The sequence below is a fragment of the Mesorhizobium sp. CU3 genome (assembly GCF_006442965.1).
Lineage (GTDB): Bacteria > Pseudomonadota > Alphaproteobacteria > Rhizobiales > Rhizobiaceae > Mesorhizobium.
Genome location: NZ_VFWX01000007.1, coordinates 62,944 through 81,950 on the forward strand (window position 1 = coordinate 62,944; position 19,007 = coordinate 81,950).

Genomic DNA, 19,007 nt, shown 5'->3' on the forward strand with positions numbered 1-19,007 from the left:
TCGGCTTTCGCCAATCGCCGACGTCGGCATCGGGCGACGAAGCATCGCCCAATCTCTGCCCCGCTAGCGGCCACCGATATCCAAGCCGGCACGAGGAAGTGTCGGCTTCATCGGCTCAGCATGGTGGCTCTGCTTGACACCGCCGGTCAACGGCGTACCCTTTATTAGATACATCTTAATTATGCCCTGGCGTGCCGATCAGTCGCGGCGAGGGCTATCTGCCGGTCCCGGGCACAACCGGGAATGGCACCGCCTCGCCAAAGCGAAAATGCCGACGCGCCGACGCGAACGGGAGGTGCAAATGGCAGTCAGTTGGCAATTGTCTGGAAGCTATTTCGAAAATTGCAGCTGCGATGTCGTGTGTCCTTGCCTCTTATCCACCAACGCGCAGCTGACATCGAAGCCGACCAAAGGCGTCTGCGATGTCGGTCTGGTCTTTCACATCGACAAGGGCAATTTCGGCGACGTGCGACTGGACGGGCTCAATGTCGCGATGGTGGCGCATACGCCTGGCCCGATGGCCGAAGGCAGCTGGACGGCTGCCGCCTATATCGACGACAGGGCCGATGACCGGCAGACGGAAGCGCTGGGCGCGATCTTCACCGGCGCCGCGGGCGGTCCGATGGCGGCCTTCGCGCCGATGATCAGCACCAATCTCGGCGCCAAGAAGGTGCCGATGAAATACCAGGTCGACGGCAAGACGAGGTCGGCGGAGATCGCGGGCGTGATGCGGCTGGCGGTCAAGCCGCTGCCGACCATGCGCGAGGATGGCGAGATGTGGGTGGCTTCCGGCCATCCCGTCAATCCCGACTGGCTCGGTATGGCGATGGGCGTCGAAGGCAGCACCTTCAGCGACCATGGCATGAGCTGGGACAATTCCCGCCGCAACGGGCATTACGCGCCGATCAACTGGTCCGGCCAGCAATAGCCCTGCGGGCATCCATGGAGCTGACGTCGCAGCGAAACATCATCCTCGCGCTGCTGATCGCGGTGGCCGCGGGGGCGTGGACGCTGCTGATCCGGGAACAGTTCGGCATCGCCGCGGATATGGGCATGGCGATGTACTCGCCGACCATGGGCATGAAGGCGCCGCTGTTTCTCGCCGTCTGGATGGTCATGATGGTTGCGATGATGTTCCCGACGGCCGCGCCGATGATCCTGACGTTTCATCGCGTGCAAGCCGGCAAACAAGAGCGCGGCGAGGCTTTTGTCTCGACTTGGGTTTTCGTGGCCGCCTACATGCTGCTTTGGGGCGCCATGGGCGGACTCGCCTTTGCCGGCGCGGCCGGCGCGGAGCTGATCGCGGCGCATGCCGGACTGTCCGCTGCGACGGCCGCGCGCATCGGCGGCGCGCTGCTGATGGTGGCTGGCGCCTATCAGCTCTCGCCGTTGAAGGATATTTGCCTCGGCAAATGCCGGACGCCGATCGGCTTCATCCTGACCTCGTGGCGCGACGGCCGGTGGGGCGCGGTGCGGATGGGCCTGCAGCACGGGCTCTTCTGCGCCGGCTGCTGCTGGCTCTTGTTTCTCGCGCTCTTTCCGCTCGGGATCATGAACGTCGCGGCGATGGCGGTGGTCTCGTTGCTGGTCTTTGCAGAGAAGACCCTCCCGTATGGAGAGCGGATAGCAAAAGTGTCGGGTGTCGCCCTGCTTCTTTACGGCGCGGCGGTGCTGGTGTTTCCGCAAGCGCTGCCAACCTTCCAACCGATGGACGCAACGATGCCGATGGACCAGATGATGATGAACTGAGCGGAAAGGCGGCGTTCGGATCGCCTTCTTACCCTTCGTCATTCTAGGGCGGAGCAAGGAGCGAAGCGACGCGCGCAGACCCTAGAATCCATGCCGTGACGTTTTTGCGCCGCGACGGTGCAGGACGCTCACCAGCCAATCCCGCGAAAGAGCTCGAACCATTCCGGATTGGTCTTCTCGATCAGTTCGATTTTCCATTGCCGTGGCCAGCGCTTCAATGATGTCTCACGCTGAATGGCGTCAGTGATGTCGAAATACTCCTCGTACCAGACCAGACGTTGCACACCATAGCGTCCGGTGAAGCTGGAGCCTTGGCCGGTCTTGTGCTCGGGCATGCGACGAGCAAGGTCGTTGGTGACACCGATGTAGATCGTGCCGCCCTTTTGGCTTGCGGTCATGTAGACGTAACCTGTCATGTTACGATCGTACCTGTCGTTATCGCCAACGGCCATTCTGGACCGTTGCGTTCTACGGCCAGCGTCACGGCATGGATTCTAGGGTCTGCGCGCGTCGCTTCGCTCCTTGCTCCGCCCTAGAATGACGAAGGATAGGTCGCACCCTATCCACCCGGGGAGATTGGCCACACGGTTACCTCTGCGCCAGCCTCGCGCTTTCGATGGCGATCCCCAGAAGCGCCTGTCTTGCCAGCGCTTCCGACAGGTCCGGCCGTTTGCGCGTCTGCAGCACCGCTGTCTGCAGCCGCCCCAGCGCGCGACCGAGCGCATCCGTGTTCCAGCGCTCCAGCGTCTTTTCCACCAGCTTGCGGCGCGAGAAGAAGACCGGCGGGCGGGCGCCGGCGACGACCGAAGCGGCGTTGCGGCCGCCGCTCTCCATCTGGCCGCGCATCACCTGGATCGCCTGCAGCTGCCGCATCGCCGAGGACAGCACCAGGAAAGGATGGCCGCCGGACTGGCAGTGCCGGGTGAAGGCGATGTCGAAGTCGCCGACCTTGCCGTCGAGGACGGCATCGACCGCGTCGTCGAAGGAGGCGCCGGAAACGTCGCCGGACAAGGCGTTGACGTCGTCGACGCCGATCTCTTTCTGGCCATGCGCGAAAAGCACCAGCTTCTCGATCTCGCCGCGCGAGGCCAGCCGGTCGCCGCCGAGATTGCGGCGCAGCGCCTGGCGGGCATCCAGCGTCATCGACATGCCGGCCTTGCGCAACTCGTCGTCGATCACAGTGTCGAGGTCGCGCGCCTCGTCGGCATAACAGGGCAAGGCCATCGCGTTGCCCGCGGCCTCGACGATGGTGCGCAGGCCCGCGCCCTTCTTCAGGTCGCCGGCTTCGATGAGGATGATGGCGTCGCGCGCGGGCTCGGTGGTCAGCGCCTTGACGTCGTCGGCCAGCGCCTTCTGGCCGCTGGCATTGCGCACCCAAAGCAGCCGCCGGTCGGAAAACATCGGCACGGTGCGCGCTTCGTCGAGCAGGCGGCCCTGGTCGCGGTCGACTTCGGCGCCGTCGAGCTTGACCACTGAGAACGGGTCGTCGAGCGGCAGGCCGGTCTTCGTCGCGAAGCTTTTGGCGCGTTCAGCGACGAGGCCGCGGTCGGGGCCGTAAAGCAGGACGATCGCCATGGACGGGTCCGGCTTCGCCAGCCACGAATCGACCTCGTATCCCTTCTTCTGTGCCATGAGGGGTGAGTTAGCATGGGGCGGTGGCGGAGTGAACGGAGAAGCGGCGGCAGCGAGCGTGATCTCCCCCTTTGTGGGGGAGATGGCCGGCAGGCCAGAGGGAGGCGCTGTCCCGCCAGCGTATCGATGCATAATCCCTAGCACCGATCGACGCATCGGCTGCTGGTGCGCGCGCGTCCCTCAGAATCCTTGCTAGCCTCCAAAAACGACAACGGAGAGGTAGCGTTCTGTCACGCCCCCCTCTGCCCTGCCGGGCATCTCCCCCACGAGGGGGGAGATTAGCTGCTTCGGCCACCGCGCCTATCTCACTTACCTTATCTGGCGGCAATCGCCTCCTAAACTTCCGCCAAATTGCGCGCGGCGCGAAAACATCGACAAGAAATTTCGCCGCCATATCTGCATCTTGGCGCCTGCGTGCCGGAGGGCCGACGGTCGGGAGGACGGCTGTGCCCAGACCCGGCGAATTGGCACTGGTCACACGGCGCGGATGTGCAAATATCGCACCGGCAACATTGGAGGACATTAGCTCATGGCCGATGCTGGACTGTTGCGCTTTCATGTGCCCGAGCCGGAGGTTCGGCCCGGCGGTACGCCCGATTTCTCCAATGTGACCATCCCCAAGGCCGGTTCGGTGCCGCGGCCGGAGATCGATGTCGATCCGCGCAGCATCCGCGACATGGCCTTCTCCATCATCCGCGTGCTCAACCGCGCCGGCGAGGCGGTCGGTCCATGGGCAGGGCTGCTCACCGACGAGGAATTGCTCGAAGGCCTGCGCCACATGATGACGCTCAGGACCTTCGATGCCCGCATGCAGATGGCGCAGCGCCAGGGCAAGACCTCGTTCTACATGCAGCATCTGGGCGAAGAGGCGGTGGCCTGCGCCTTCCGCAAGGCGCTGGCCCCTGGCGACATGAACTTCCCGACCTATCGGCAAGCCGGGCTGCTGATCGCCGACGGCTATCCGATGGTCATGATGATGAACCAGATCTATTCCAACGAGGCCGACCCGCTGAAGGGAAGGCAACTGCCGATCATGTATTCCTCGAAGGAGCACGGCTTCTTTTCGATCTCCGGCAATCTGGCGACGCAGTATATCCAGGCGGTCGGCTGGGCGATGGCCTCGGCGATCTCGAATGACTCTCGGATCGCCGCCGCCTGGATCGGCGACGGTTCGACCGCCGAATCCGATTTCCACTCGGCGCTGGTGTTCGCCTCGACCTACAAGGCGCCGGTCATCCTCAATGTCGTCAACAACCAGTGGGCGATCTCGACGTTCCAGGGCATCGCGCGCGGCGGCTCCGGCACCTTCGCCGCGCGCGGCCTCGGCTTCGGCATCCCGGCGCTGCGCGTCGACGGCAACGACTATCTCGCCGTCCATGCGGTGGCCAAATGGGCGGCTGAGCGGGCGCGCGCCAATCTCGGGCCGACGCTGGTCGAATATGTCACCTACCGCGCCGGCGCGCATTCGAGCTCGGACGATCCGTCGGCCTACCGGCCGAAAGCCGAGTCCGACGCCTGGCCGCTCGGCGATCCGGTCATCCGGCTGAAGAACCATCTCATCCACCGGGGTGTCTGGTCGGAGGAGCGCCACACCCAGGCCGAGGCCGAGATCCTGGAGACGGTGATCGCGGCGCAGAAGGAAGCGGAAAGCCACGGCACGCTGCATGCCGGCGGCAAGCCGTCGACGCGCGACATGTTCGAAGGGCTCTATGAAGAGATGCCGCCGCATCTCAGGCGTCAGCGCCAACAGGCGGGGGTCTGACGATGCCCAGAAAAACCATGATCGAGGCGATCCGCGACGCCATGGATGTTTCCATGGGGCGCGACAGCAAAGTTGTCGTCTATGGCGAGGATGTCGGCTTCTTCGGCGGCGTCTTTCGCGCCACGCAGGGGCTGCAGGCCAAATATGGCCGCAGCCGCTGTTTCGACGCGCCGATCAACGAATCCGGCATTGTCGGCTCGGCCATCGGCATGGCGGCCTATGGCTTGAAGCCTTGCGTCGAGATTCAGTTTGCCGACTACATGTACCCAGCTTACGACCAGCTGACGCAGGAAGCAGCTAGACTGCGCTACCGCTCGAATGGCGATTTCACCTGCCCGATCGTGGTGCGCATGCCGACCGGCGGCGGCATCTTCGGCGGCCAGACGCACAGCCAGAGCCCCGAAGCTTTGTTCACGCACGTGTCCGGCTTGAAGACCGTCGTGCCGTCGAATCCGCATGACGCCAAGGGCCTGCTGATCGCGGCGATCGAGGATCCGGATCCGGTGATCTTCCTCGAGCCGAAGCGGCTCTACAACGGCCCGTTCGACGGCCATCACGACCGGCCGGTGACGCCCTGGTCGAAGCATGAACTGGGCGAAGTGGCCGACGGCCATTACACCATCCCGCTCGGCAAGGCGGCGATCCGGCGGCCGGGATCGGCGGTCACCGTGCTCGCCTATGGCACCATGGTCTATGTCGCACAGGCCGCGGCCGAAGAGACCGGCATCGACGCCGAGATCATCGATCTCAGGACGCTCTTGCCGCTCGACCTCGACGCCATCGTCGCCTCGGTCAAGAAGACCGGGCGCTGCGTCGTCGTGCATGAGGCGACGCTGACCTCGGGCTTCGGCGCCGAGCTGGTCTCGCTGGTGCAGGAGAACTGCTTCTACCATCTCGAAGCGCCGGTGGCGCGGGTGGCCGGCTGGGACACGCCCTATCCGCATGCGCAGGAGTGGGACTATTTCCCGGGCCCTGCACGGGTCGGGCGTGCGCTCATCGAAACATTGGAAGCATAGAGTGGGGGAGGCCTGACATGGGCGAACACATCATCAAGCTTCCCGATGTCGGCGAAGGCGTCGCCGAGGCCGAGCTTGTCGAATGGCACGTCAAGGTCGGCGACCTCGTGCGCGAGGATATGGTGCTGGCCGCCGTCATGACCGACAAGGCGACGGTCGAGATCCCTTCGCCGGTCGATGGCGAGATCCTCTGGCTGGGCGCCGAGATCGGCGACACGGTGGCGATCGGCTCGCCGATCGTGCGGCTGAAAGTAGCCGGCGAAGGCAATGTGAAGACCGCCGCCGAGCCCGCATCCGAGGAGAAAGCGCCGGCTAAGCCGGTCGAGGCAAAGCCGGCGCCGGCTGCCGCAAAAGCAGCGCCAAAGCCGGCGGAGCCGCCGAAGACGAGCGTTGCCGCGCCGAAGCGTCCCGCCTCCGCTTCCGCCGCGCCGCGCGCCGAAGGCGAAAAGCCGCTGGCCTCGCCGGCTGTCCGCCTGCGCGCGAAGGAGGCCGGCATCGATCTTCGCCAGGTCGCGGGCAGCGGCCCGGCCGGGCGGATCGGCCATGAGGACATCGAGGCTTTTCTGGCGCGGGGTCCGCAAGCGGCTCGCGCGACCGGGCTCGCCCAGAAGGACGGTGTCGAGGACATCAAGGTCGTCGGTCTCAGGCGCAAGATCGCGGAGAAGATGTCGCTGGCGAAGTCGCGCATCCCGCATATCACTTATGTCGAGGAGATCGACGTCACGGCGCTGGAAGAATTGCGCGCGGCCCTCAACAAGGAGAAGCGCGCGGATCGGCCGAAGCTGACGCTGCTGCCTTTCCTGATGCGGGCGATGGTGAAGGCGATCGCCGACCAGCCCAATCTCAACGCGCTGTTCGACGACGATGCCGGCATCATCCACCAGCATGAAGGCATCCATATCGGCATCGCCGCGCAGACGCCGAACGGCCTCGTGGTGCCGGTGGTCAAGCATGCCGAAGCGCGCGACCTTTGGGACAGTGCGGCTGAAGTCAACCGGTTGGCCGATGCGGCGAAGTCGGGCACGGCGACGCGAGACGAGCTTTCCGGCTCGACCATCACCATCACCTCTCTCGGCGCCATGGGCGGCGTGGCGACGACGCCGGTCATCAACTACCCGGAGGTGGCGATCGTCGGCGTCAACAAGATGATGGTGCGGCCTGTATGGGACGGCACGCAGTTCATCCCGCGCAAGATGATGAACCTGTCGTCCAGTTTCGACCACCGCGTCATCGATGGCTGGGATGCAGCGGTGTTCGTGCAGCGCATCAAGGCGCTGCTCGAGACGCCTGCGCTGATTTTCGTGGATTGATGGGGATGGAGAGGGACGTTGCCCCCGCACCTTCGTCATCCTCGGGCTTGACCCGAGGATCCATGCCGTGCCCGACGACGACGGTCGCAGCGGCGCAGAATTCCGCACCGTTGCAAAGCTCGAACGTCACGGCATGGATTCCAGGGTCTGCGCGCGTCGCTTCGCTCCTTGCTCCGCCCTGGAATGACGAAGGCACGAGCGCCTCGGCAAATCTCCAACCCAGGCGATACGGCACCCAGGCATGGCGACCGATCGAGGTGACCCCATGAAAGAAATCTCCTGCAAGCTGCTCGTCATCGGCGCCGGCCCCGGCGGCTATGTCTGCGCCATCCGGGCGGGACAGCTCGGCATCGATACGGTGATCGTCGAAGCGGCAAAGCCGGGTGGCACCTGCCTTACCGTCGGCTGCATCCCGTCCAAGGCGATGATCCATGCGGCTGAAGAGTTCGCCAAGATCGCGCATATGGCCGGCGGCAAGGATCCGCTCGGCATCGAGGTCGGCGCGCCGACGCTCGACCTGGCAAAAACCGTCGCCTGGAAAGACGGTATCGTTAGCCGGCTGACCGGCGGCGTCGCCGGGTTGCTGAAGAAGGCCAAGGTCAAGATCGTGCAGGGCTGGGCGACGTTCCGCGACGGCAAGACCGTCGAGGTCGAGACCGAGACGGGAACGCAGGTGATCCGCGCGGAGTTCGTGGTGATCGCCACCGGCTCGGCGCCTGTCGAGTTGCCGTTCCTGCCCTTTGGCGGAGCGGTCATCTCGTCGACCGAGGCGCTGGCGCTCCGCGAAATGCCTCAGAGGCTCGCCGTCGTCGGCGGCGGCTATATAGGGCTGGAGCTCGGCATGGCGTTCGCCAAGATGGGATCGAAGGTCACCGTGGTCGAAGCCCTGCCGCGGGTGCTGGCGCAGTACGATGCCGACCTGACGAAGCCGGTGCTGAAGCGGCTCGGCGAGCTTGGCGTCGAGGTGATGACGGGCGCCAAGGCCAAGGGGCTGTCGACCAAGGGCGACGCGCTGCTGGTCGAGACGGCCGACGGCAAGAGCGCCAAGGTCGCCGCCGACAGGATCCTGGTCACCGTCGGCCGCAAGCCGCTCACCTTAGGCTGGGGTCTGGAGCAGATCGACCTCGACATGGCCGGCAAATTCATCCGCATCGACGACCAGTGCCGCACCTCGATGCGCGGCATCTATGCCATTGGCGACGTCACCGGCGAGCCGATGCTGGCGCATCGGGCGATGGCGCAGGGCGAGATGGTGGCCGAGATCGTCGCCGGCCACAAAAGAAGCTGGGACAAGCGCGCTATTCCCGCGATCTGCTTCACCGATCCCGAACTGGTCACCGCCGGGCTCACGCCGGAAGAGGCGAAGGCGCTCGGCGGCGAGATCAAGATCGGCCAGTTCCCGTTTGCCGCCAACGGCCGCGCCATGACTAGGCAGGGCGAGGACGGCTTTATCCGCGTCGTGGCTCGTGCCGACAATCATCTGGTGCTCGGCATCCAAGCAGTCGGGCAGGGCGTGTCGGAACTGGCGGCGGCCTTCGGCCTGGCGCTGGAAATGGGCGCACGGCTGGAGGATATCGCCGGCACCATCCACGCGCATCCGACGCAAGGCGAGGCGTTCCAGGAAGCGGCGCTGAAGGCGCTGGGCCACGCGCTGCATATCTGATGCATGTCGCGCAAAAGTGTGCAGCGGTTTTGCGGCAACGACATGCATGAAAACAATGACCTAAAGCGCGTCGCCTGAATCCGCCTCTGCGCGACGCGCTTTAGGTTGCATATCGGACCATGCTGGTGTCTTTGCGCTGCATGGAGCTGAAGAAATACATTGCGATCCGGTACAATGCGCCGACCGGCTTCAAGCCGAGCCGATGGAACGGCACGGGTCGGGCCAATCTCGATCCTGTCTGGCTGGTCGAGCGGCTGGCGCTGTTCGACAACTATTGCGCGCCGTCACTGGAAAACCAGTCGATGAAAGACTTCACTGTGCTGGTCGCGTTCGATGCCGATACGCATGAGAATTACATGCGCATGGTTTGCGACTGTGTCGCCGGCATCGACGTACGGCCGGTGCTGGTGCGGCCGGGCGAGATTCACAATGCTCGGTTCAATGCGCTCGTCCAAGCCGACACGGACGCCGACTTTGTCTGCGTCGTGCGGCTGGACAGCGACGATGCGCTGGCGCCGGGCTTCATGGAGCGGGTCGACCACTATGCGCGCAGGGAGATCGCCAAGGGCGCGGTCGACGAACAGCCTCTCTACATCGCCTTCCCGCAGGGACAGAATTTCGACGTGGCGACCGGCCGCTACACCCAGCACGACTTTGTCGCGTCGGCATTCGGCGCCCTGGTCGAGAAGAGGTCGCCGGTGATGAAGGGCGTCTACAGCGATCATCATCAAAAGATGTCGGCCCGCTACAACACCGTCGTCGCGACTGCACACGGCGCCCTGTGGTGCATCGTCGTGCATGACAACAACGCCGCCAATAGCCTCAGGGGCAAGCCGATTGATACGCCTTCCTTCTCCGTGGGCCGGCCGGGCTTTTCTCCCAAGCTGCCGGCGGTCCCTGTCGCGAAGGGCGACGCGGCTTCGCCTGTGGGGCGAACCGCAAAGGCTTCGCGCACCTTCGGAAACCTCATGCGGTTTGTCTCAGGTCAGCCGCTGATCCTGCGTAAGTAATGCCAGCGGCGGCGTGGCGCGAATCTGCTCAGCTCGCGAGCCGACTTACCATCTCGTGTTGTGCATAGGCGCGGCCGAAGCGGTTAGCCAGGAAGGCGTCCAGCGCAATGTCTTCCTGGCGCACGAAACCCTTCGCCGGCAGCGAGCCGTCGGCCAGCATGTCGAGCACGGCGCAGATGCCGGAAGCGGTGGTGATCTGGATGGCGCTGCGCACAACCCCGCCGACGCGCTGCGAATAGATCTTGTTGGCGTAGGTTTCCTGCAGCAGGCGGCCGTTGCGACGGCCCGAGACGGTGACGAAGACGATGACCACGTCCTGCAGCGTCGACGGCAAAGCGCTTTCGAAAATGTCCTTCAGCACGTCGCGACGGTGGCGCAGGCCGAGGTCGTTGAGCAGCGCCTTCATGATCGCGGCGTGACCGGGATAGCGGATGGTGCGGTAGTTCAGCGTACGCACCTTGCCCTTCAGCGTCTCGGCCAGCGTGCCCAGACCGCCGGAGGTGTTGAAGGCCTCGTAGGTGACGCCGTCGAGCGAGAATTCCTCGCGCTCTTCCAGCGGCGGCACCTCGATCAGCTCGCCTTCGACGATCGCCTCGCAGGGCTCGCAATATTCGTTGATGACGCCGTCGGTGCTCCAGGTCAGATTGTAGTTCAGCGCGTTGGACGGATATTGCGGCAGCGCGCCGACGCGCATGCGCACGCTTTCCAGCGTGTCGAAACGGCTGGCGAGATCGTTGGCGACGATCGAGATGAAGCCCGGCGCCAGGCCGCATTGCGGGATGAAGGCGTTTTTCGCTCCGCGCGCCAGCTCCTTCACCCGGCGGGTCGAGACGACGTCCTCGGTGAGGTCGAGATAATGCACGCCGGTGGCCGCCGCCGCTTCGGCGATGCGCGTGGTGAGATGGAAAGGCGCGGCGCTCAGCACCGCGAACTTGCCGGCGAGGATCTTTTCCAGCTCGCCGGCGGCGGCGATGTCGAGCTCCTGCGTCGCGACGCCGTCCGGCAGTTCGGCGGCGGCGAGCTGGGCGGCCGAGCGGTCGACGAGGGTGACGCGATAGTCGCCCGTGGCGCTCAGCATCTCGGCAATGGTCGAGCCGATCTTTCCGGCGCCGACGACAACGATGTTCTTCATGATCAATACCCCTGGCATTTCGAGTTACCCGGAATCATCGCAGCTTGCCTGTCGAAAGGAAGCGTGGAACTGTACGAAACGAAGCACCATTCTCAGCAATATGCCGACAGGTCTCGTCGAAATGATCACTGAAGCCGAACAGGCCCTGCTCACGCTCTTGCGTGCCAATGCGCGCGCCTCGACCGCCGAGCTGGCGCGAAAACTCGGCGTGTCGCGCACCACGGTGCAGAGCCGGATCGAGCGGCTGGAGCAGCGCGGCATTATCGCCGGCTATGGCGTCAGGCTGTCGGCCGATTATGAGCAGGGACTGGTCAAGGCGCATGTGCTGCTCACCGTCACCCCGAAGCTCGCCGACAAGGTGGTGCGCAGCCTGGAAGCGATGCCGCCAGTGAGGACAGTGCATTCGGTCAGCGGCAATTTCGACATGATCGTTATTGTGGACGCGCCGTCGATCAGGGATTTGGACGCGCTGCTGGATAGGATCGGGTCGATGGACGGGGTGGAACGGACGTCGTCGTCGATTATCCTGTCGACGCGGGTGGATCGGTGATTAGCCGATCTCCTCCCTTGCGGGGGATATGGCCGGCAGGCCAGAGGGGCCTTTGCGCGTGAAGCGGCGACCTATCCTTCGTCATTCTAGGGCGGAGCAAGGAGCGAAGCGACGCGCGCAGACCCTAGAATCCATGCCGTGACATTGGCCGTAGGATGCAGCGGTGCAGAATGGTCACCTGTAACAAGGCCAGCTAACATCAATCGATGACCGGCTACGTCTACATGACCGCAAGCCGGAAGGGCGGCACGATCTATATCGGCGTCACCAACGACCTTGCTCGACGGATGCCAGAGCACAAGACCGGCCAAGGCTCCAGCTTCACCAGCCGCTACGGGGTGCAGCGTTTGGTCTGGTACGAGGAATATTTCGACATCGCTGATGCTATCCAGCGTGAGACGTCATTGAAGCGTTGGCCGCGCCGATGGAAAGTTGAATTGATCGAGAAGACCAATCCGGAATGGTTCGAGCTCTTTCGCGGAATTGGCTGGTGATCGTTCTGCACCGCTGCGACGCTCATGCGTCACGGCATGGATTCTAGGGTCTGCGCGCGTCGCTTCGCTCCTTGCTCCGCCCTAGAATGACGAAGGAAAGGCTAGCGGGACAGCACCCCCTCTGCCCTTGCCAGGCATCTCCCCCGTAAGGGGGGAGATTGGCCGTCGCGGCGGGTTTCGCCAATCTCCGGCGTCGCCCCCTAGGCCCTCCTCCTCTCCGGCCCCTCATCCAGCCACGCCACATCTTCCGGCGTCAGCTTGATATCCAGCGCCTTCAGGCTGTCCTCCAGCTCGTCCAGCGTGCGCGGGCCGATCAGCGGAACCGAGGGGAAGGGCTGCGCCAGCACAAAGGCCAGCGCGACATGGATCGGGCTCTTGCCAAGCCGTCTCGCCAGCTCGATGGCGCGGTCGCGGCGGCCGAAGTTTTTCTCCGAGTACCAGACCCGCACCAGCTCCTCATTGTCTTGCTTGTCGCGGCCGGCGCGGTCGGTGAAGAAGCCGCGGCCCTGGCTCGACCAGGCGAAGTTGGGCATTTGCCGCTTCGTCAGCCAGGCTTTCCAGGCGTCGGTCGAAGAGGTGATGCAGCCGGCCCAGATCGGCTCCAGCATCTCGGCCAGGGAGAAATTGTTGGAGAGCGCGCCGGGCTTCTGCTTGCCGTTCTTCTCGGCATAGGCAATCGCGGCATCCATGCGCTCCATCGTCCAGTTCGAGCCGCCGAACAGGCCGCGGATGCGGCCAGCTTTGGCCTCTGCGTCCATGGCGTCGACGAACTCGCCGACCGGCACGTCCGGATTGTCGCGGTGCATGAAATAGATGTCGACATGGTCGGTCTGCAGCCGGTCGAGCGATTGCGCCAATTGCTTGCCGATGACGTCGGGATAGCAGAGCGGCGAATGCGCGCCCTTGGCGATGATGACCGATTTTTCGCGCACGCCGCGATTTCTCAGCCACTGGCCGAGCAGCGCCTCGGTATAGCCGGCGCCATAGACGAAGCCGGTGTCGAACAGATTGCCGCCGGCTTCGAAAAAGGCGTCGAGCAGAATCGAACCTGAGGAGAAGGTGCGGAAATCCTCGAAGCCGAGCGCCAGAAGTGACACAGGTTTCGGCAGGCCGGGAATGTCGCGCTTGGCGATCGACTTGCCATCTGTCCGAAGCGGCCGGCCAGAGATCGTGGCCACACGCTTAGCCGGCTTCTCGATGCCGTATTCGAGCCCGACGGCATGGCGCCATCTGTCGAGCACGCGCAGCGTGCCCAGGCTGTCGGCCCAGGACATACCCGGCCAGGCGAATTCCTGGCGGCCGGCAAGGATCGCCTCGCCGGCGGCGTCGACCTCGAAGGAATAGACATGGCGGGTCTCGTTGACGCTGACCGTCTCGCGTGTGCCGCCGGACCGGATTACGTCGATCCGACCCGGCCCGACATCGCGGTTGCCACCGGCGAACCAGAAATCGGGCACATCGATGTTGCCCTTGGTGCCAAGGATGCGCAGCACATTGTCCTGGTTGAGAGAGATGCTGCAGGAGACTTCGGCGACGATGCCGCCGGGGAAGTGCAGCAGCGCCGAAGCCCATTCGTCGACGCCGGACTGGCCGAGATGCGCCGCGCCGACAACCTTGTCCGGCTCGACGAAGGGCTGGCCGGTCGCGGCGCCGGCGATCAGCCGCGCCATCGACACCGGATAACCGCCGACATCCAGAATGCCGCCGCCGGCGAGATCGTTGGCGTAGAGCCGGTGCTCCGGCATGAAGCCCGGCATGGCGAAGCCGAAGCTAGACTTGATCATGCGGATTTCACCGATGGCCCCCGACCTTATCAGCTCGACCAGTTGCCTCGTCTGCGGATGCAGCCGGTACATGAAGGCCTCGCCCAGAAAAGTGCCGGCCTTGCGCGCCGCATGCATCATGGCGTCGGCCTCGAAGGCGGTCAGCGCCAGCGGCTTTTCGCACAGCACATGCTTGCCGGCTTCGGCGGCCTTGATCGCCCATTCGGCATGGCCGGGATGCGGGATCGAAATGTAGACCGCGTCCACGTCTTTGTCGGCGAGCAGCGCTTCATAGCCGTCAAGGATGCGCGCCCCGGGAAACGTCTCGGCAAGCCCGGCTTTGCCTGGATTGCGAGCGCCCAAAGCGACCAGTTCGCCGGTGCGCGACTGGGCCACGCCGCCGGCAAAGGATTTTGCGATGCTGCCCGGCCCGAGAATGCCCCAGCGGATTTTTCCAGATGCGGATGTCATATCGAATACTCCATGGATCGCCGCCACGTCTTGGGAAGCGGGCGGACAAGAAACTCAGCGAATCCTCGCGCCCGCCTTGTCGAAGAGCAGCGAACGCTCGGCCTTGATCGAAACGGTGAAATGGTCGTCGCCGGCGCGCTGGCGCGAGGCTTCGCGCTCGATGACCAGCTCCTCGGGTCCGGCGTTGGCATAGACATAGCTCACGGAACCGAGATGCTCGGCGACGTCGGCCTTGACCGGAATGTCGCAATCGCCCTCGCCCGCTTCGCAGAAATGCTCCGGCCGGACCCCGAGTACGACTTCGGCGCCAACCGCCGGCAACTCTTGGCCGAGCGGTTTTCGCAACTTGGCACCGCCATGATTGACGAGTTCGATGATCGCGGCGCTGTTGGATATCTCGGTGACTTTGCCCTTGAGAAAATTCATCTTCGGCGAGCCGATGAAGCCGGCTACGAAACGGTTGGAGGGATCGTCGTAGAGATCGAGCGGCGCGCCGATCTGCTCGACATTGCCGCTCTTCAGCACGACGATACGGTCAGCCAGCGTCATCGCCTCGGTCTGGTCATGCGTCACATAGATCATGGTGACGCCGAGCTCCTTGTGCAGGCGCGAGATCTCGACCCGCATCTGCACGCGCAGCTCGGCATCGAGGTTGGACAGCGGCTCGTCGAAGAGGAAAACCTGCGGCTCACGCACGATGGCGCGGCCGATGGCGACGCGCTGGCGCTGGCCGCCCGACAGTTGCTTCGGCCGCCGCTGCATCAATTCGTCGATGCGCAGGATTTCGGCGGCGCGCTTGACCCGGCGTTCGGTATCGGCCTTCGGATTGCCGTTCATCCTGAGGCCGAAGCTCAGATTCTGTTCCACCGTCATATGCGGGTAGAGCGCGTAGGACTGGAACACCATGGCGACGCCGCGGTCGGCCGGCTCGACATCGTTCACCACCTTGCCGCCGATGGCGATCTCGCCGCCACTGATATCCTCCAACCCGGCGACCATGCGGAGCAAAGTGGATTTGCCACAGCCGGACGGGCCGACGAAGACGACGAACTCGCCATCGGCGATATCGATGTTGGCGCCGTGGACGACCTCGAAGCCGCCGAAGCGTTTTACAACATTGGTGAGGGTGACGGCGGCCATTGCGCTCCTATCCTACTTGACCGCGCCGGCGGCGATGCCGGCGATGAAATGGCGCTGCAACAGCACGAAGACGACGAGCATGGGCACCGTCAGCATGACCGCACCTGCCATGATGCCGCCCCAGGACACTTTGGTCAGGCCGACCAGCGTGCCCAGCGCCACCGGTGCGGTCATCGCGCCGGGCTGGCTGTTGATCAGAAGCGGCCAGAGATAATTGTTCCACGACGCGAGGAAGAGGATGATGGCAAGCGCGGCCAGCATCGGCCTGGCCAGGGGCAGCGCGACGAAGAGGAAGATGCGCCATTCCTTGACGCCCTCGACGCGTGCGGCGTCGAACAATTCGGCCGGCATCATCGAGAAGGCCTGGCGCATGAACAGCACGCCCAGCGAATTGAACAGCGGCGGCACGATCAGCGCGATCCAGGTGTTGGCCAAGGCGAAGTCGCGCGCCACCATGATGAATTGCGGGATCAGCACGACCGCATAGGGCAAGGTGATGGTGCCGAATATGATCGCCACCACGCCGCCCTTGCCGATGAACTCGTAGCGGGCCAGCGCCCAGCCGGCCATCGAGGTGAGCAGCACCGAGAGGAAGGTGTAGGTCACCGCCACCCCGACCGAAATGCCGATGGCGCCGATGAAATTGGTGTCGCGCTGCAAATTGTTGACGTTCTCGAGGAAGTAGTCGTGCGGCAGCATCTCGATGGCGGGGCTGAAGATGCCGTTGTCGGGCATGGTGGAAAAAACCACCATCATCCACAGCGGGAACAGCCAGATCAGCGCCAGCGGCGTGAGGAAGAGATGCAGCGCAATGCTGCGTCCGAGCCGTGCCTGCGAGCGCGAGGTCATTTCGGCTCCCCCCTCATTTCGGATCCCTCGTCAGCCAGAGCTGCACCAAGGTGATGGCGATGGCCAGGCCCGCCATGGTGTAGGCGACGGCCGAGGCGTAGCCGAAATTGAGCGAGCGGAAGCCCTGGCGATAGAGCAGCAGCCCAAGCGTCTCGGTGCCGCCGCCCGGACCGCCGCGCTCGGTGATCAGGAACGGCTCGGTGAAGAGCTGCATGGTGCCGATGATCGACAGCACGGCGCAAAAGACGATGACGGGCTTCAAGAGCGGCAAGGTGATGTAGAAGAACTGCTTGAGCTTGCTGACGCGGTCGAGCGTCGCCGCTTCATAGACGTCGTCGGGGATCGATTGCAGGCCGGCAAGCAGGATGATGGCGTTGTAGCCGGCCCAGCGCCAGGTGACCGCGATCATGATCACCGCCATGGCCGGCGTGACGTTGGAGAACCAGTCGATCTTGGACAGGCCGACGCTATCGAGCAGCTTGTTGACGATGCCGAAATCGAGGCTGAACATCAGGCGGAACACCGCCGAATAGGCGACCTCGCCGACGACGACCGGGGCGAAGAAGGCAAAGCGATACAGGCCGCGGGCTTTTAACAGCGGCGAGTTCAGCAGCACCGCCATGACGATCGCCAGCGATATCATCACCGGAACCTGGATGACCAGGATCAGCAGCGTGTTCTTCAGCGCGTTGTAGAAGGCGGGGTCGCCGATCAGGCGGCCCCAGTTGAAGGTCGGCGCGAAGCGCCACGGCACGGTGCGGGTCGCCTGGAAGGAGATGATGAAGGACGAGATGATCGGCCAGATCCAGAAGATGGCGAAGATCAACAGATAAGGCGTGAGGAAGCGATACGCGGTGGCGTTCCGGTAGCGCATCGTCCTCCTCCTTTCCGATTGTTGGGTGCGCCTTCTCATGGGCGCGGTGTTGATCAGACTTTGAGTTTGCTGGAGCGGCGCCAATTGTCGATGTCGGCGCCGCCCTGTCTTAACCTTCTCCCCTTGTGGGAGAAGGTGGCCGCGAAGCGGCCGGATGAGGGGTGCTCCAGGGAAAGCCAGCGTCTCACTCCGCTGGAACACCCCTCATCCGTCTCGGCGCTGTCGCGCCGATCCACCTTCTCCCACAAGGGGAGAAGGGGAAACCGCGCTTACTTCACCGGCAGGCCGGTGGCGGCGGCGATCTGGTTGGCGGCGTCGTCGAGCGCGGCCTTGGCGTCCGGATAGCCGTTGGCCAGATATTTGGTCTGGACGGCACGCACGATGATCTCGGCGTCGCTCTGGAACTGCGTGCCGCGGCTCGGATCGACCTTGGGCAGAGTGGCGAGGATATCCTTCCACACCGCCTGGCCGCCCCAGTATTCCAGGCCTTGCGAGACGTAAGGATCGTCGAGCGCCGAGATCAGGGAGGGCACCAGGCCGAAATCCTTCAGCATGGTGATCTGTCCCTCATTGGTCTCCAGCGTGTATTTCAGATAGGCGTAGGCCGCCTCCTTGTTCTTCGAGGCCGAGGTGATGGCGAGCGAAGAGCCGCCGAGATTGGCGGCGCGCGGGCCGTCGGCGGTCAGGCTCGGCATCAGATAGACGCCCCACTTGCCGCTTTCCTTGGGCGATTCGGTGCGGATCGTGCCTTCGTACCAGCCGCCATAGACCTGGGTCGCGACGGTGCCGGCGGTGTTGTTGGTGATCTTGGTCGACCAGTCGGCCGAAGACACGATGCCGGCGTCCTTCATCTCCTTGACCTTGGCCAGGCTGTCGACGCATTTCGGCTGGTTGACCGTGATCGACTTGCCGTCATCGGCGAAATAGGCGCAGCCCTGCTCGTTGGAGATCATGCGGAAGAATTCGGTGTCGCCGTTGAAATCGGCATTGGTCATAGACACGCCGGGATTGGCGGCCTGGATCTTCTTGCCGGCGGCGATGAAATCGTCCCAGGTCTTGATTGAGGACGGGTCGACGCCGGCCTTCTCGTAGAAATCGCGGCGGTAGAAGGCCGCGACCGGACCGGAATCCCATGGCATGGCGTAGGCCTTGTCGCCGACCTCGAGCTCGGTGCGCTTGAAATCGGGGAATTTCTTCTGGTCATCCGCCGTATAGCCCAGCGTGTGCAAGTCGACGAAGCAGTCGGGGAACTGGCTCCAGTAGTTCTCCGCCTCGCCATTCTCGATCGAGACGATATCGGGCAGGCCGACGCCGCCGGCGGCGCAGCCGGCGATCGATTTGTCGTAGGTCGGCTGGTTGCCGAGGTCTTGAACCGTGACCTTGATATCGGGATATTTCTTGTTGAAACCGGCGACCGTCGCCTTCAGCGACGAGGCGGCGATGTTCCAGCTCCAGATGGTGATTTCGCCGGATTGCGCGAGCGCCGGGCCGGAGCCCAGGGCAAGCATAAGCGCGGCGCAGGCCAGTGTCTTGCGCATTGAAACTCCTCCCATTTCATTTGCTCTCTGACAGTGAGCGTGCCTAAATTAGGC

Annotated in this window: 17 protein-coding genes; 9 read left to right on the plus strand and 8 right to left on the minus strand. The window is 64.1% G+C overall.

The genetic code is table 11. From position 1 onward, the window contains the following. The first annotated feature begins 295 nt into the window (after positions 1-295). Both FJ988_RS12510 and FJ988_RS12515 read left to right on the plus strand, forming a co-directional pair. The gene (locus FJ988_RS12510; protein WP_407067749.1) at positions 296-928 is read left to right on the plus strand and encodes a DUF1326 domain-containing protein; all 633 of its coding nucleotides are present in this window, start codon (positions 296-298) and stop codon (positions 926-928) included. A 14-nt stretch (positions 929-942) separates the two neighbouring features. Further along, a complete protein-coding gene (locus FJ988_RS12515) occupies positions 943-1,749 on the plus strand; it encodes a DUF2182 domain-containing protein (protein ID WP_140818005.1) in 807 nt (268 codons plus the stop codon). A gap of 128 nt (positions 1,750-1,877) precedes the next feature. Here FJ988_RS12515 and FJ988_RS12520 read toward each other — a convergent pair whose 3' ends face one another. Then, a complete protein-coding gene (locus FJ988_RS12520; RefSeq protein ID WP_140818007.1) occupies positions 1,878-2,165 on the minus strand; it encodes a GIY-YIG nuclease family protein in 288 nt (95 codons plus the stop codon). Positions 2,166-2,337: 172 nt separating this feature from the next. Continuing rightward, positions 2,338-3,381, minus strand: coding sequence for a DNA polymerase III subunit delta (holA, locus tag FJ988_RS12525; protein WP_140818009.1), 1,044 nt, complete (start codon positions 3,379-3,381; stop codon positions 2,338-2,340). A 529-nt stretch (positions 3,382-3,910) separates the two neighbouring features. Here holA and FJ988_RS12530 point away from each other — a divergent pair. The 5 genes from FJ988_RS12530 (at position 3,911) to FJ988_RS12550 (ending at position 10,142) form a co-directional block, all read left to right on the plus strand. Further along, the gene (locus tag FJ988_RS12530) at positions 3,911-5,143 is read left to right on the plus strand and encodes a 3-methyl-2-oxobutanoate dehydrogenase (2-methylpropanoyl-transferring) subunit alpha (protein ID WP_140818012.1); all 1,233 of its coding nucleotides are present in this window, start codon (positions 3,911-3,913) and stop codon (positions 5,141-5,143) included. 2 nt (positions 5,144-5,145) lie between these two features. After that, entirely contained in the window at positions 5,146-6,159 is a 1,014-nt protein-coding gene (locus FJ988_RS12535) for an alpha-ketoacid dehydrogenase subunit beta (protein WP_140818014.1), read from the plus strand. A 17-nt stretch (positions 6,160-6,176) separates the two neighbouring features. Further along, positions 6,177-7,469 (plus strand): dihydrolipoamide acetyltransferase family protein, encoded by a 1,293-nt coding sequence (locus FJ988_RS12540; protein ID WP_140818016.1) that lies wholly within the window; start codon positions 6,177-6,179, stop codon positions 7,467-7,469. 265 nt (positions 7,470-7,734) lie between these two features. Continuing rightward, positions 7,735-9,132 (plus strand): dihydrolipoyl dehydrogenase, encoded by a 1,398-nt coding sequence (lpdA, locus tag FJ988_RS12545; protein ID WP_140818018.1) that lies wholly within the window; start codon positions 7,735-7,737, stop codon positions 9,130-9,132. A 125-nt stretch (positions 9,133-9,257) separates the two neighbouring features. Beyond that, the gene (locus tag FJ988_RS12550) at positions 9,258-10,142 is read left to right on the plus strand and encodes a glycosyltransferase (RefSeq protein WP_181183516.1); all 885 of its coding nucleotides are present in this window, start codon (positions 9,258-9,260) and stop codon (positions 10,140-10,142) included. Positions 10,143-10,170: 28 nt separating this feature from the next. On the opposite strand, the gene FJ988_RS12555 is transcribed toward FJ988_RS12550, so the two are convergent. Beyond that, positions 10,171-11,274: a saccharopine dehydrogenase family protein gene (locus FJ988_RS12555; protein ID WP_140818024.1), complete on the minus strand. Its 1,104-nt coding sequence runs from the start codon at positions 11,272-11,274 to the stop codon at positions 10,171-10,173. A gap of 121 nt (positions 11,275-11,395) precedes the next feature. Between FJ988_RS12555 and FJ988_RS12560 the strand changes: the two genes are divergently transcribed. Continuing rightward, positions 11,396-11,824 (plus strand): Lrp/AsnC family transcriptional regulator, encoded by a 429-nt coding sequence (locus FJ988_RS12560; protein WP_140818454.1) that lies wholly within the window; start codon positions 11,396-11,398, stop codon positions 11,822-11,824. Between the two features lie 206 nt (positions 11,825-12,030). After that, a complete protein-coding gene (locus FJ988_RS12565; RefSeq protein WP_140818026.1) occupies positions 12,031-12,318 on the plus strand; it encodes a GIY-YIG nuclease family protein in 288 nt (95 codons plus the stop codon). A gap of 200 nt (positions 12,319-12,518) precedes the next feature. Here the strand turns inward: FJ988_RS12565 and FJ988_RS12570 are convergent, their stop codons facing one another. The 5 genes from FJ988_RS12570 to FJ988_RS12590 form a co-directional block, all read right to left on the minus strand. Next, entirely contained in the window at positions 12,519-14,552 is a 2,034-nt protein-coding gene (locus FJ988_RS12570) for an aldo/keto reductase (RefSeq protein WP_140818027.1), read from the minus strand. A gap of 54 nt (positions 14,553-14,606) precedes the next feature. Then, entirely contained in the window at positions 14,607-15,692 is a 1,086-nt protein-coding gene (locus FJ988_RS12575; RefSeq protein WP_140818029.1) for an ABC transporter ATP-binding protein, read from the minus strand. A 12-nt stretch (positions 15,693-15,704) separates the two neighbouring features. After that, entirely contained in the window at positions 15,705-16,541 is an 837-nt protein-coding gene (locus FJ988_RS12580) for a carbohydrate ABC transporter permease (RefSeq protein ID WP_140818031.1), read from the minus strand. Between the two features lie 13 nt (positions 16,542-16,554). Further along, entirely contained in the window at positions 16,555-17,415 is an 861-nt protein-coding gene (locus FJ988_RS12585) for a carbohydrate ABC transporter permease (protein WP_140818033.1), read from the minus strand. 269 nt (positions 17,416-17,684) lie between these two features. After that, positions 17,685-18,953, minus strand: a complete 1,269-nt coding sequence (locus FJ988_RS12590; protein ID WP_140818035.1) for an ABC transporter substrate-binding protein — start codon at positions 18,951-18,953, stop codon at positions 17,685-17,687. Positions 18,954-19,007 lie beyond the last annotated feature (54 nt).